10 protein-coding genes and 1 tRNA gene are annotated in these 14,622 nt (G+C 59.4%); 5 read left to right on the top strand and 6 right to left on the bottom strand.

Annotated features, from left to right (window positions below):
- Nucleotides 1–52: 52 nt before the first annotated feature.
- Nucleotides 53–2,515, top strand: a complete 2,463-nt coding sequence (locus tag TU73_RS07580) for an EAL domain-containing protein (RefSeq protein WP_057011684.1) — start codon at nucleotides 53–55, stop codon at nucleotides 2,513–2,515.
- A 77-nt stretch (nucleotides 2,516–2,592) separates the two neighbouring features.
- On the top strand, nucleotides 2,593–3,372 hold the full coding sequence (locus tag TU73_RS07575) for an iron-containing redox enzyme family protein (RefSeq protein WP_414860434.1): 780 nt from the start codon (nucleotides 2,593–2,595) through the stop codon (nucleotides 3,370–3,372).
- 21 nt (nucleotides 3,373–3,393) lie between these two features.
- Here TU73_RS07575 and TU73_RS07570 read toward each other — a convergent pair whose 3' ends face one another.
- Together TU73_RS07570 and lldD are read right to left on the bottom strand one after the other, a co-directional pair.
- Complete coding sequence (locus TU73_RS07570) at nucleotides 3,394–4,320, bottom strand: GGDEF domain-containing protein (protein ID WP_057011682.1); 927 nt, start codon at nucleotides 4,318–4,320, stop codon at nucleotides 3,394–3,396.
- Nucleotides 4,321–4,775: 455 nt separating this feature from the next.
- Entirely contained in the window at nucleotides 4,776–5,906 is a 1,131-nt protein-coding gene (gene lldD, locus TU73_RS07565) for an FMN-dependent L-lactate dehydrogenase LldD (protein WP_057011681.1), read from the bottom strand.
- Between the two features lie 100 nt (nucleotides 5,907–6,006).
- Here lldD and TU73_RS07560 point away from each other — a divergent pair, with 100 nt between their 5' ends.
- Together TU73_RS07560 and TU73_RS07555 are read left to right on the top strand one after the other, a co-directional pair.
- Nucleotides 6,007–6,903, top strand: coding sequence for a LysR family transcriptional regulator (locus TU73_RS07560; protein ID WP_057011680.1), 897 nt, complete (start codon nucleotides 6,007–6,009; stop codon nucleotides 6,901–6,903).
- Nucleotides 6,904–6,963: 60 nt separating this feature from the next.
- Nucleotides 6,964–7,039: transfer RNA gene (locus TU73_RS07555), tRNA-Asn, on the top strand.
- Nucleotides 7,040–7,353: 314 nt separating this feature from the next.
- On the opposite strand, the gene TU73_RS07550 is transcribed toward TU73_RS07555, so the two are convergent.
- The 4 genes from TU73_RS07550 to TU73_RS07535 form a co-directional block, all read right to left on the bottom strand.
- The gene (locus TU73_RS07550) at nucleotides 7,354–9,765 is read right to left on the bottom strand and encodes a TonB-dependent siderophore receptor (RefSeq protein WP_057011679.1); all 2,412 of its coding nucleotides are present in this window, start codon (nucleotides 9,763–9,765) and stop codon (nucleotides 7,354–7,356) included.
- 90 nt (nucleotides 9,766–9,855) lie between these two features.
- Nucleotides 9,856–10,821, bottom strand: a complete 966-nt coding sequence (locus TU73_RS07545; protein WP_057011678.1) for a FecR domain-containing protein — start codon at nucleotides 10,819–10,821, stop codon at nucleotides 9,856–9,858.
- The gene (locus TU73_RS07540) at nucleotides 10,818–11,354 is read right to left on the bottom strand and encodes a sigma-70 family RNA polymerase sigma factor (protein ID WP_057011677.1); all 537 of its coding nucleotides are present in this window, start codon (nucleotides 11,352–11,354) and stop codon (nucleotides 10,818–10,820) included. The genes TU73_RS07545 and TU73_RS07540 overlap by 4 nt, the downstream gene beginning before the upstream one ends.
- A gap of 370 nt (nucleotides 11,355–11,724) precedes the next feature.
- On the bottom strand, nucleotides 11,725–12,948 hold the full coding sequence (locus tag TU73_RS07535) for a benzoate/H(+) symporter BenE family transporter (RefSeq protein WP_057011676.1): 1,224 nt from the start codon (nucleotides 12,946–12,948) through the stop codon (nucleotides 11,725–11,727).
- 95 nt (nucleotides 12,949–13,043) lie between these two features.
- Here TU73_RS07535 and pdxR point away from each other — a divergent pair, with 95 nt between their 5' ends.
- Nucleotides 13,044–14,543: a MocR-like pyridoxine biosynthesis transcription factor PdxR gene (gene pdxR / locus TU73_RS07530; RefSeq protein WP_057011675.1), complete on the top strand. Its 1,500-nt coding sequence runs from the start codon at nucleotides 13,044–13,046 to the stop codon at nucleotides 14,541–14,543.
- The last annotated feature ends 79 nt before the right edge of the window (nucleotides 14,544–14,622 follow it).

Below are 14,622 nucleotides of genomic sequence, written 5' to 3'. Positions count from 1 at the left end.
TCGGAAGCGGATTTTCGCGTGCGTATTGAGCTGTGCATGTGCAAGGGACTTCATGAAGCAAAAGCGGACTCTCGGAACGCCACGGTTGTTGGGTATTGTCTGGCCCTTTATCGCCGTTGTCTTGTTCCAGGCATTGTTAGGCTGCGGCAGTCTCTACGTGCTTTCTGCGGTGCGTGGCTATGTGGCTGGCGAAAGCTTGTGGTCCAAGGGCCAGAAAGACGCGATCTACTACCTGACGCTGTATGCCGATAGGCGCGACAACGCCACTTACCTCAAATACCAACAGGCCATTGCCGTGCCCCAGGGCGGGCATGAGTTGCGTGTCGCCCTGGACAGTGCCACGCCTGACCTGGCTGCCGCACGCCTGGGCATCCTCAAGGGCGGCAACCACCCGGATGATGTCCCCAGCCTGATCTGGCTGTACCTCAATTTCCGCCATTTCAGTTATCTGGAAAAAGCCATTGAACTGTGGACAGTCGGCGATGGTTATCTGGAACAACTGGATGAACTGGCCCGGGAGATGCACCGCGCTATCGGCACTGATCAGGTCACGGATAATGATGTGCATAGCTGGAAGACGCGCATCATCGCCATCAACGAGGGGGTGACACCGGCCGCCAAGGCGTTCAGCGATGCCCTGGGCGAAGGTTCGCGGATGATCCTGCGGCTGTTGTTGATCACCAACCTGGCCACCGCCCTTGGCTTGATCATCCTGGCGCTGCTGCGCACCCACAAGTTGCTGGCCCAGCGCCATGCATTCGCCGATGCCCTGCAAGCGGAGAAGGAGCGCGCGCAGATCACCTTGGAGTCGATTGGCGATGGAGTGATTACCACTGACGTCGACGGTGCCATTGCCTATATGAACCCGGCGGCCGAAGTGTTGACTCACTGGAAGTCGGGACAAGCCCAGGGCTTGCCGCTGGCGGCATTGTTCAAGTTGCTGGATGAAAACGCCGAGCCCGATGGCTTCACCCTGATCGAACACATCATCAAGGGCCAGCTCAGTGGCGGCAGCGAGCATTCCAAGCTGATCCAGCGCCTGGACGGCAGCACCGTCTCGGTCACTCTGGTCGGCGCGCCGATCCGCAGCGCCGGCAAGATCAGTGGTGCGGTGCTGGTGCTGCACGATATGACCCAGGAGCGCCAGTACATCGCCAACCTTTCCTGGCAGGCGACCCACGACGCCTTGACCGGCCTGGCCAACCGTCGCGAATTCGAGTTCCGCCTTGAACAGGTGCTGCAACACGTCGCACGCCAGCAAACTGGGCGGCATGCGCTGATGTTCCTCGACCTCGACCAGTTCAAGCTGGTCAATGACACCTGCGGCCATGCCGCAGGCGACGAGTTACTCCGCCACATCTGTGCGTTGTTGCAATCAGACCTGCGTGAGGGTGATACGTTGGCGCGCCTGGGCGGCGATGAGTTCGGCATCCTGCTGGAGAACTGCCCGCCGGCGGTGGCGGAAAAGATCGCCGAGAGCTTGCGTCATACCGTGCAAAACCTGCACTTTGTGTGGAAGGGCCGGCCGTTCATGACCACCGTCAGTATCGGCCTGGTGCATATCTCGCAAACCCCGACCACCCTGGAAACCTCGCTGCGCGCTGCGGACATGGCCTGCTACATGGCCAAGGAAAAGGGCCGCAACCGCGTGCAGGTCTACCACGCCGACGATTCCGAGCTGTCCCTGCGCTTTGGGGAGATGGCCTGGGTGCAGCGGCTGCACATGGCCCTTGAAGACGATCGCTTTTGTCTCTACGCCCAGGAAATTGCGCCTTTGGGCCAGACCGAAGCCGGCCATGGGCACATCGAAATTCTCCTGCGCCTGCATGATGAGGCGGGGCGAATCATCCTGCCTGACAGTTTCATCCCCGCGGCCGAACGCTACGGCTTGATGACTTCCCTGGATCGCTGGGTGGTGGAGAACGTATTCAAGATTATCGCCCGTTGCATGAATGAACGTCCGGGCCGGCCCATGGCGATGTGTGCGATAAATCTGTCAGGCATAACTATTGGCGATGATGATTTTCTCGGTTTTTTGCGTGAGAAATTCGGCACTTACAACATACCGCCAGAAATGATTTGTTTTGAAATAACTGAAACCAGTGCTATAGCCAATTTGGGTAGTGCGATTCGCTTTATTAATGAACTCAAAGCCTTAGGCTGCTATTTTTCCCTCGACGACTTTTGCGCCGGAATGTCCTCATTCGCATATTTGAAACATTTACCTGTAGACTTCCTGAAGATCGATGGAAGTTTCGTAAAGGATATGCTGGACGACCCGATTAACCGCGCCATGGTCGAAGTGATCAACCACATCGGCCACGTCATGGGTAAGCGCACGATTGCCGAGTTTGTTGAAACACCCCAGATCGAACAGGCGTTGCTTGAGATCGGTGTGGATTACGCTCAGGGCTACCTGATTGAACGCCCGCAGTTGTTTACCTTTGATAGCTTGCAGTGTCGACCTGCGCGACCGCAGCCACTGTTATTCAAGGCGCCCGGCACTTTCCGCTGAAACATTTGCTGGTCTGTACAATCACACTTAAAAGGAGCCCTACAGTGATCGACACCTTCAATAGAACCGGCCCGCTTATGGAAGCCTCGAGTTACCCCGCCTGGGCGCAGCAATTGATCCAGGCCTGTAGCGAGAGCAAGCGCCGGGTTGTCGAGCACGAACTGTATCAGCGCATGCGTGACAACGCCCTCAGCGCCCAGACCATGCGCCACTACCTCATTGGTGGTTGGCCGGTGGTCGAACAGTTTGCCTTGTACATGGCGCAGAATCTGACCAAGACCAAGTTTGCCCGCCACCCTGGGGAGGACATGGCACGACGTTGGCTGATGCGCAATATCCGCGTGGAACTCAACCATGCCGACTATTGGGTGCACTGGGCGCGTGCCCACGGCGTCAGCCTGGAAGAACTGCAGGCGCAAGACGTACCGCCGGAATTGCACGCACTGAGCCATTGGTGCTGGCACACCAGTTCGGCCGATCCGTTGATCGTCGCGATTGCCGCCACCAACTACGCGATCGAGGGGGCGACTGGGGAATGGTCCGCCGTGGTCTGCTCGACCGGTGTGTATGCTGCCGCGTTCCCTGAGGAAGATCGCAAGCGCGCGATGAAGTGGCTCAAGATGCACGCCCAGTACGACGATGCCCACCCGTGGGAAGCCCTGGAAATCATCTGCACCCTGGCCGGGACCAACCCGAGCAAGGCGCTCCAGGAAGAGCTGCGCCAGGCGGTGTGCAAGAGCTATGACTACATGTACCTGTTCCTGGAAAGCTGCATGCGCCTGGAGAACGCGCAGAAAGACCAAGACAAGGCGCCGGCGGTTCGCGAGCGCCCAATGCGCGTCGCCAGCGAGGCATGAAGTAGGTGCGATGGCGGGGGCTTACCCCGCCATTGCCAAGCGGTTACGGCCTTCGCGCTTGGCCACGTACAACGCGTTGTCTGCCCGGCGCAGCAGGCTTTCAGCCGACTCGGCCGCCAATAGCGTCGAGCAACCCAGGCTCACCGTCAATTCGATCCGCGTGCCCTCCACCCAATAGTCCTGGGCTTGTGCCGCCTGGCGCAGGCGCTCGCCGACCATCCTCGCGGCCTCGCGACCGGTGTTGGACAGCAGGATCAGAAACTCTTCCCCGCCAAAGCGGAACACCATGTCGACGTTACGCAACTGGTGCTTGATCGCCCCGGCCACGGCGCGCAGCACACTGTCGCCGGCGGCATGCCCGTGGGTGTCATTGATTTTTTTGAAATGGTCGATGTCCAGCATCAGCAATGACAGAGGGTGCAGGTGCCGCCTGGCCATGTCGATTTCACGTTGCAGGGTCTGGTCCATGGCGACGCGGTTGCCGGTTTCGGTCAACGGGTCACGCAGGGCGCTGCGCGTGGCGGCGCGGTAGAGCAGGGCGTTGCGCATCGGGTAAAGCAACGTTACCAACAGCGCCTCGAGCTGGTTCAGCTCCTCTTCGATCAGGCGTTGGTTACGGCGCAATACCAGTTCGCCCAAGTGCTCGCCCTCGTGGCTCAAGGTGTAGCTCACCGAATGGTGGCCACGATGGCCGAACTCCAGGCGCAGGTCGCTGGCGGCATGGCGATATTGCAACGCATCCAGTGGTACCAGGCGCTGTATTTCGCGAAAGAACAGACTGAGGATACGCTCCGGCTCAAGGCTGGTTTGCAGCTGCTGGCTCAATTGCTGGCGAAGTTCGGTGAGGGTTGCAGGGCGACGTGGGCGAAGGGAAGGCTGACCCAATCCCAGGCGCTGCAATTTGGCACTGTCAAAGTCAATTGCGTTGGTCTGGGTGGGTGTTTTCATAAACGAATGGCCTCTAAGCACTTGGCTGTCTTACAGGCTGGATGAGAGTGGCGAACGCCAAGCGTCTTACTGTTCCTTCAGTACCGTAAAACATTGGAAACAGTTTAAACCGCTTTGCCTCGGGTTATAACCCCGGGGCACTGCCGCACGTCTTGTCATCGCCTCACCTGCTTGAAGAGTATTAGAGCGAGATTCGTGCCAAGTTTATAGAGTCAATAAAACTCCTTATAAATCAATCGACTGTATTTAAGGTCAGAAAAGTCTGGCAAACAATGGCGCCAGTTATTTGGCTGGTTGGAGCTGGAGTTGCTACAGCTTGCTCAGTTTTACTCTTTTTGCGGGTCAGGTTGTTTGTCGAAATAAAAAATCTGGATTGAGCCGCAAATACAGCACGGCTCCCATCACAGTAAAATTCAGGCATACATTAAGGCTAGCGGTATCGCCGATCGGCAGGGCTAGACCAGGGTGCTGCGATCGATCTGTGCGATTGAAGTGACCCCGGTCAGGGTCATTGCTACGCGCATTTCCTTGGCGAAGATATCCAGCAGGTTTTCCACCCCGTGCTGGCCCTCGGCGGCCAGTGCATAGGCGGCGGCACGCCCCAGCAGGCATGCCTTGGCGCCCAGGGCGAGCATGCGCACTACGTCGAGCCCGGAGCGAATGCCGGAGTCCACCAGCACGGTCAGGTCGTCGCCCACGGCGTCGGCAATCGGCGGCAACGCCTTGGCCGTGGACAGCACGCCGTCGAGTTGCCGGCCGCCATGATTGGAGACCACGATACCGTCGGCGCCGAAACTCACCGCATCCTTGGCATCCTGCGGGTCGAGGATGCCCTTGATGATCATCGGACCTTTCCAGAACTCGCGGATCCATTCCAGGTCTTTCCAGCTGATCGACGGATCGAAGTTATTGGCGAGCCAGCCGATGTAATCTTCCAGGTGAGTGGGCTTGCCCAGATACGTGGAAATATTGCCCAGGTCATGGGGGCGCCCCATCAGGCCCACATCGAAGGCCCATTGCGGCTTGGTGATCGCCTGCAACATGCGCCGTTGCGCCGCGTATGGGCCGGACATGCCTGAGTGAGCATCGCGGTAGCGTGCGCCGGGTGTCGGCATGTCGACAGTGAACACCAGCGTGGTTACCCCAGCTGCCTGCGCCCGCTCCAGCGCGTTGCGCATAAAGCCGCGATCCTTGAGCACATACAGTTGGAACCAGATCGACTGTGGGCTTTGCGCGGCCACTTCTTCAATCGAGCACACCGACACCGTCGACAGGCAGAAAGGGATGTTTTTATTGGCCGCCGCCTTGGCCGCTTGCACTTCCCCGCGCCGCGCATACATGCCGGTCAGGCCCACCGGGCTGAGGATCACCGGCATCGCCAGTTCAGTGCCGAACAGCTCGGTGCTCAGGCTCAGGTTGTCGACATTGCGCAGGATGCGCTGGCGCAGGCTGATCTCGGCCAGGTCCGAACTATTGGCGCGCAGTGTGTGCTCGGCATAGGCGCCGCCGTCGATGTAGTCGAACAGAAAGCGCGGCAACTTACGCTTGGCTGCAGCGCGGTAGTCGGAAGCGGACGAGATGATCATCTACGGTGTCTCCACAGGGCAAAGTGCTACACCATAAGCAAAGTTGTGACATGATAAAAACAACTTTTATCACTGCTATCCAGTCGCAAAAGGAATACTGATGAACCTGCGAACCTTGCGTGCGTTTGTCGAAGTGGTACGCCAAGGCGGCTTTTCCCAGGCGGCCGACACGGTGGCGCTGACCCAGTCCACCGTCAGCAAGGCGGTCAAGACCCTGGAGGACGAACTGGGCACGCCGTTGCTTAATCGCCTCGGCCATAAGAACGAACTTACCGCTGCCGGTGAAATTGCCTACCGCCGCGCCCTGGTGATACTCGCCGAACGCAACGACTTGGTGGCTGAAATCAATGACCTGCGCGGCCTCAAGCGTGGTGTGCTACGCATTGGCCTGCCGCCCGTGGGGTGCGGCGTGTTATTTGCCGCCATGTTTGCCGCTTACCGCAGCCGTTACCCGGACATCGACATCGAACTGACCGAATACGGCAGTAAAAAACTGCGCGAGTGCCTGGAGGCGGGGGAGGTCGACCTCGCGGCCCTGCTGTTGCCGGTAGACGAAGGCTTCGACTACCAGCCGGTACGCAACGAACCCCTGATCGCGGTGCTGCCGATCAGTCACCCGTTGGCGCGTCGCAAGCGCATCGACTTCACCGACCTGGCGGACTCGCCATTTATCCTGTTCGAAGCCGGCTTCGCCCTTAACGCCAAGATTCTCAGCGCCTGCGAACGCAAGGGCGTGACCCCCAAAGTCACCGCCCGCAGCGGGCAGATCGACTTTATCGTCGACCTGGTCGCCGCCGGGCTGGGCGTCGCCTTCCTGCCACGCATGCTGGCGCACAAGCACCAACATCCCGGCATCGCCTTGATCCCCCTGGACGAACCCCACACCGACTGGCACATCGCCCTGGCCTGGCGCGCCAGTGCCCACCTACCGCCTGCGGCGCGGGCCTGGCTGGATTTGGCCCTGGAGCCGGCGTTTTCAAACGGTCATGGGAGTTAATTGCGACGAGCGTCATGGAAGGCTTGACTTCTTCTTTTTAATCAGTAACATACGGCGCATTCCGCGATAGCTCAGTTGGTAGAGCAAATGACTGTTAATCATTGGGTCCCTGGTTCGAGTCCAGGTCGTGGAGCCAGACAAGGTTCCAGAGAAGGCTTTCAAAATCTCTGAAACCCCCGAAAAACCCGCCTTATGGCGGGTTTTTTCGTTTTGGCGTTCTGTCGGATTCCGGTAGGCACCGCCATTTTAAGGGTAGAGTTTGGGAGAAAGGGCAGTTCGTTATGCGCGAGGCAAAGCGCCTCCGGTTTATCACCGTAAAAGGGATTCGCGGCGCTGGTTTCGTCAGCCAGTGCAGCCTCCACCCGCCCACTTCTTCGTAGGTGTTCAGGAGGCCAGATCATGAGCTGCCCCAGCTTCCGGTCGTAAAAAGCCAGTTGCTGTCGATGGGGATCAGAAGTTGTACTTGAACGACGTCATGAGGTTTCGCGGAGCGCCGTAAACCCCTGCGCTGGTGGTGGAGTAGTACTCCTTGTCAAACACGTTGTTCAGGTTGACCGCTGCCGACAGGTTTTTGGTGATGTCGTAGCGCGCCATCAGGTTGGTGACCGCGTAGCTCTTCTGCTCGTAGTAGCTGAGGTCGAAGCCGGTTCTGCTCTGCCAGTTGACGCCGCCGCCTACGGTCAGCTTGTCCAGCGGGCCGGTCAGGCGGTACGAGGTGAAGGTCTTGAAGCTGTGGCGCGGGATCTGGGTCGCGATGCGCTTGTCATCTTGGTCGGTAGAGACACTGTAGGTGTAGCCGCCCGCCGCTTGCCAGCCTTCGGCCAGTTCGCCGTTGAATTCCCATTCCACGCCTTGGGTCGTGGTGCCCTTGCTGGTGGTGTAGGCTTGCCAGCCAGCCGGGGTGAGGTTGTTGCCATCGGCAATGCCCAGGTTGTCCTGTTCGACCTTGAACAGGGCCAGGCTGGTGTTGAGGCGGCCTTCATTGAATGCGGCCTTGACCCCGGCTTCGTAGCCGGTGCCTTCGAGTGGGTCCAGGTAGGAGCCGGTGGTGGTCTGCAACGACTGCGGATTAAAGATCTTGGTATAGCTGGCGTATACGGACCAGCTGTCGCTCAGGTCGTAGACCAAGCCGGCATACGGGATAGTGACCCCGGTTTCCTTACGATTGGATGTCGTCACATCGCCCGAGAAGTAGCGCGTCTCGTCATTCTGTTTCCAATCGACCACGCGGCCACCGAGGATCAGTGTCGTGTCATCGTTGAGGTGGAAACGCGACGTCAGGTAGGCCCCGTACTGGTTCTCTTCGAAGTCCTGGCGACCGGTGTTGACGAAGTTCGGCTTGGCGACACTGCCGCTCCAGTCACCGATCGCGCCAATGGTGCCGTCGTAGCTGCCGCCGGGACGAACCCAGCCGCCGTAGTCCGGTGCGTTTTCGTTGCGGATTTGCGACAAGGTCACGCCGGTGATCAACTCGTGCTCACGCCCAAACAGTTGGAACGGGCCGGTAAGGTAAGCATCCACCGCATTCTGGATCGGGTTGCCCTTGAACTTGTTGGGCATGACGTAGGCACCCAGGCCGGTGGTCTTGTCGATATCCCCCGCCAGGTAGACGATTTCGGAGTCGTATTTGTTTTCGTTGCGGCTGTACTCGACCTTGCCACTCCAGCCGTTCTCGAACTGCTTTTCAAGGGAGGTGAAGAAAGTGGTTTGCTCGTGGTCGTAGTAGGACCAGTCGGCGCTGGTGTTGAACGAGCGCTTGAAGTCGGTGAGGCTGCCATCGCTGTATTTGAGCGGGAAGCCGCTGCGCGGTGGCTGATTGGTGTGCTGGGTCTGGTAGCTGAAGCCGACGGTCAGCAGCAGGGTGTCCGACAGGTCGAATTCAGTGATGCCGTAGACCAGGTTGTTGTCCTGCTTGTAACGGTCGATCCAGGCGCCCTGGTTCTTGTAGTCCACCACCAGGCGGCCGCGGATATTGCCGGTCTCGGTCAACGGGCCGGACACGTCGACGCTGGCGCCATAACGGTCCCAGCTGCCGGCTTCGCCGCCAATGCTCACCTGGGCAACGTCGGTCGGGCGCTTGCGGATCATGTTGATGGTCGCGGACGGGTCGCCCATGCCGCTGATAAGGCCGGTTGAGCCACGGACCACTTCGATGCGGTCGTACATGGCTGTGTTCTGCGTGTAGTTGTCCAGGCGCGAGGAGGTGGGCACACCATCGATTTCATAATTGTTGATGGCGAAACCGCGCGAGTAGTAGCTGTCGGTGTCGGCGCCGAGGCCTTCACGTACGACGGTGATCCCGGAAACAGCTTCCAGGGTATCTGTCAGGTTGGTCAGGTGCTGGTCCTGAAGGCGTTGCTGGGTGATCACAGTGATCGATTGTGGCGTCTCCTTGAGCGGGATATTCAGCCGCGTCGAACTGCTGGAGGAGTCCGTGGTGTAAGAGCCTGTGCCTTCGGTGGTAGAGCCAGGCGCCTTGCCGGAAATCGATATTGCACCCAGCTCAAGTGCGCCGCCCGCGCCTGGCTGCAACTGATAGCGTCGCTCGCCGGTCTGCACCACCGTCAACTCACTACCTGCCAGTAAGGTGTGCAGTGCCTGGTCCACGGTGTAGCTACCGTGCAGCGCCGGGCCTGTTTTGCCGGCGATCAGTGCGGCATTGCCCGCCAGGTAGATTCCGGATTGGGCGGCAAGCTGGTTGAGTTGGTCGGCAAGGGCGCCAGCGGGCAGATCGAAACGCTGCGCGCTTGTCCGTTCGGCGGCTGTCGCAAGTGACACTACGCTCAGGCTAGCCGGTGTGGCCAAGGCCAGGGTGATGGTCAACGCCAAGGATTGTGGTGTATTACGCAGGAATGAGGGCATAAACAGTTCCGGTCGAAGGAGGCATTAAGCCGTTGTCCTTCTCTAATTCGAATGAAAATTCAAAACCGGAAGCACGGAAGCGAAAAAATGTCAGCGCGCAACCACCGTGACCCACCAGGCAAATCGCCGCTCGATGCGCACGGGCAGCACCTGCTCGAGCATGGCCAATACCTGATCGGTGTCCTCCAACGGGAAGATACCCATCACCCGCAGGTTGGCAACCTGCGGGTCAATCCCCAGATGTCCATGGCGATAGCTGGCCAACTCATCGATAAAATCTCCCAGGCGCATATCGTTCGCCATTAACACTCCTTTCATCCACGCTTCGCGCCCGGGCTGGGCACGTTGCGTTGCGGACAGGCTGTGGCGGTCGAAGTTAACACCCTGACCTGCTGGCACGATGAGAGTTTGATGGGTGTCGCCACAGCTAACCTGCACGCTGCCTTCGTACACGTTGAGTAACGTGCGTCCATCATGTTCTCGCACGCTAAAACGAGTGCCGATTGGGCGTAGACGACCCTGCGGTGTGTCCACCACGAACGGCCGTGGGTCGTTGCCGGTACTGACGAGGATTTCGCCGCTATAAAGTTTCAACTCGCGCTGATCGGCGCTGAAATTCACATCCAGCGCCGTACCGCTGTTAAGCCAAAGGCGTGTGCCATCGGCCAAACGCTGTTCACCCAATGGGGTGGTACTGGTGCGAAAATCGGCGGTCCAGTTCCCTGGCAGCCAACGCTGCTGCCAACTTCCCCAGCCCAGTAATGCGCCCCCCATGAAAATCGACAAGCCGCGCAATACCTGGCGACGTGAGCGCTGGGAATGGCGCAAGGTTTCCAGCGTCTGGTTGGCCCTCGCGATATCCTCCTGCAACGGTGCAAAACGCTGCCCAACGCGTGCGACATAGCTCCAGGCCATGCGATTGAGTTCGCTATGGGCATGCCATTGACGCCAATCCTCATGCAATTGCAAAGCATTGGGTTCCGCACTCAGGCGGGCAAACCAGTCAGCGGCTTGTTGCAAAGTGGCATGGTCGAGGCCGCCAGAGTTGGAGCTCATAACAGCACTCCGTCCAGTTCGGCTTCCAGTACCATGCATTGGAACATGGCCTGTCCGATGTATTTGGTGACGGTGCGCTCGCTCACGCCAATGCGCAGCGCAATCTCGCGATAGCTCAAACCTTCGATCTGGGCCAGGCAAAACGCCTCTGACACCTTGACCGGCAGGCGATCGAGCATTGCCTGCAAATGCACCAGAGCTTCAAACACCAAGGCGCGGTGTTCTTCAGACGGTGCGCACTCCTCAGGCCGACTCGCCAATACCTCAAGCCACGCTTGCTCCACGTGCTTGCGCCGAAAGAAATCCACACACACGTTGCGCGAAAGCGTGCTTAGGTACGCGCGTGCATGTACATCGCTGTCGAACTGACGCGGGTGGCCCAACAAGCGCACAAACACATCGTGAGCGAGTTCGGCGGCATCACTGACATTGCCGAGTTTTCGCGCCAGCCAGCGCTGTATCCAGCCGTGATGGGCTACATACAAGCTGGCAACGCTATACGGTGGGGCACCCGACTCAGGGAGATGAGGCATCGAAATTTCTTACGAATAGGAATTGTTACCAATAGTAATAGGGGAAGGTTGACACCACAATGGGAGAGGGAATGGTGCTTCGGATCGAAACTATGCCTTCGTTCAAATGAACTTGGTTCGCGCAGCGCGCCGGAGGGTTATATGCGGTCTAACGCTTGACTTGCAAAAGGTACGGGTTTCATTAGGGTAATGGTAGGGGTATGAACTTTAAGTAGTAAGCTTAATTTCAATTTAAACAGCTACTTAGCCTAAAATCTGAGTCTAGGTCGTGCCAGATAAAAAAGCCTGCAGAGAAGCAGGCTTTTTTTTGCCTTGGATTTGGCCCATCAACCCAAAGCTGGCCGGAAGAAATCAAAAACCTGGACGTGCATCAGCTAGCAGCGTTCTCACGGGCAGCAGGCTCCCGACGCGGCAACCGCCCATTAAGCACGACGTACGCCACCAACCCAATCAGCAGCCCCCAAAACGCCCCGCCAATTCCGAACAACGTGATGTTGGCGGCCGCTGCCAGGAAGGTAATCAGTGAGGCTTCGCGTGACTTGGCATCGGCCATGGCGCCGGCCAGGCTGCCGCCGATAGTGCCTAGAAGGGCGAGCCCGGCCAGGGTGGTGATGAAGGTGGCCGGAAACGCCATGAACAGCGCCGCGAGGGTCACGCCGAAGACTCCGACCAGGATGTAGAAAACACCCGCCGCAATGCCGGCGATCCAGCGCTTGGAGGGCTCTTCGTGGGCTTGCTTGCCGGTGCAGATGGCAGCAGTGATCGCCGCGATATTGAACGCGTGGGAACCAAAGGGCGCCATGAGCAAGGAGCCCAGCCCGGTGATGCCCACGATGGGGTTGGCACTGGTGTTGAACCCATCGTTGCGCAGCACCAGCATGCCGGGCATGTACTGGCCGGTCAGGGTGGTCAGAAACAGCGGCAGCGCGACACTGAGCAGGGCATTGAGCGAGAACTCAGGCCGGGTGAACACAGGCGCCGCCAGTTGCAGTTCCAGGCCCGACAAATCGACCCGTCCCTGAACCAGCAAGAACGCCAGTCCCAAAGCCAGAATGCCCACAACCGCGTAGCGTGCGCTCAGGCGTTTGAGCACGAGGTAAGCCACAATCAGCAAGCCGACCAGCATGGGCTCTAAGCTCATGCCGCCGAAAGCACCGATGCCGAACTGCAGCAGGATGCCGGCGAGCAACCCGGCGGCCACGCCCGGCGGGATGAGCCGGATGATTTTTTCGAAATAGCCGGATAACCCAAGCAGCACAAAGGCCGCAGCCGAGATCATGTAGGCGCCCACCGCCTCGGCATAGGGGGTGCTGGATAGAGCTACAACCAGAAAGGCCGCCGCTGGTGTCGACCAGGCGGTGATGATGGGTGTGCGGGAAACCCAACTGAGAAACAGCCCGGTAACCCCCACGCCGATCGACACCGACCACACCCAGGAGGCCGTCAACTCAGGGCTCAGCCCAGCGACCTTGGCGGCCTGGAACACCAGAATGAAGGTGCCGCCATAGTTGACGATAACCGAGATCAAGCCGGCCACAATCGGGGGGATGAGGTCGCTGAGGCGAACAGATGAGTGGGATGTTGATGAAGGCATGGATTTACGTTGCTCCTTGCAAGTGGCGATGCACAGAGTCTACGAATAAACTGGCCCGTTCATTCCGGCCAATTTATTCATATAGAGCAGACCGCATGGCGAAAACCTTCGAGCTCGAAACACTGAAGATACGGCTCAACGATGCCGAGTTTCAGCGGCTGGATCTGCATCAGCGGATCCAGCGCGCCTTGCGTGCATTGATCCTGGAGGGGGCCCTTGACGCGGGCCTGAAGTTGCCGGCGACCCGGGTGCTGGCCAAGACACTCGGGGTTGCCCGCGACACGGTCGAGAACGCCTATGTGCATCTGCATCGGGATGGCTTCATTGTGCGGCGCGAGGGTTCGGGCAGCTATGTATCCGCGACGGTGGGCACCGAGTTGCGCGGGGCAGCGCGCCGGCGCATGAAAATGCAAGAAACCCAGCGCAACGATGCAGCGTCCGGGGCGGGCTTGAGCCGGCGCGGCCGGATGATGCTCGACACGGGTGGCGTGACCGATCAACAGGCGGTCAAGGCCTTTGCCACAGGGCTGCCGGAAACCCGTACCTTTCCTGTCGATATATGGGAACGCCTGCAACGCCAGGCCATGAAGGACTACCGGGGTAACGTCCTGCTGCATGGCGACCCGCAAGGCGCCGAGCCTCTGCGCAAGGCGATTGCCACCTACCTGAACCTCGAACGCGGCGCCAAATGCTCACCCAACCAGGTTCTGGTATTGAGCAGCACTCGCCAGGCTCTGTACCTGTGTGCCCAGTTGTTAGTGGACGCCGGCAACCCCATCCTGCTGGAAAACCCAGGTTACTACGGCGCCAGGAAGGCCTTTGAAGCGGCCGAGACCCAGGTGGTGCCCATTGACGTCGATGCGCTGGGCATCCGCACCGACCTGCTGCGGGCAGACCGCAGTGGTGCCAATTGCGTCTATGTGACGCCTTCGCATCAATACCCCACCGGCGCCACCTTAACGCTGGAGCGCCGGTTGGAGCTGATCAACTGGGCGGCCGAGCAGGGCAAGTGGATCATCGAGGATGACTATGACAGCGAGTTCCACTACGACGGGCCGCCGATCGCCTGCGTCCAGGGCCTGGACCCCTGCCAGCGCACGATCTACCTGGGCACCTTCAGCAAAACCCTCTACCCCGGGTTGCGGATGGGCTACATGGTGCTGCCTGTCGAGCTGGTCAGCGCCTTTACCTATGCGCGAAGCATCATGGACGGCCACACGCCACAGATCCTGCAACTGACCCTGGCGCGCTTCATGGAGGACGGCCACTACCACGCGCATGTCCGGGCCATGCGCAAACTTTACGCCGCACGCCGTGCCGTCATGCTCACCGCCATCGGCAAACACCTGAAGGGGATTGCCACAGCCTTGTGCCCCCATGGCGGCCTGCAGATGCCCTGCCTGCTGGCCGATGGCTGGTCGGAGGAAAACACCATCCGCCAAGCTGCCGGCGCAGGCGTGCAGTTGCCCGGCCTCAGTCGGCTGTATGCCGGCGAGGAGAAGAAACAAGGTTGGCTATTGGGGTATTCATCCTTGACCGCCCATGAAATCGAAGCCGCCATGCTGCGGCTGGCCACTGCATTGAGCAAGCCATAGGGCCGCGCAGGGTGCTGGGTATCTAAAACGTGCGCGGTGGTCCAACCGCAGGCAGGATGTAATCGAACCATTGCGCAAG

The organism is Pseudomonas libanensis, from assembly GCF_001439685.1.
Taxonomy (GTDB): domain Bacteria; phylum Pseudomonadota; class Gammaproteobacteria; order Pseudomonadales; family Pseudomonadaceae; genus Aquipseudomonas; species Aquipseudomonas libanensis.
The sequence above is the reverse complement of the archived record's forward strand: the minus strand, read 5'-3'. Positions and strand labels throughout refer to the sequence as shown.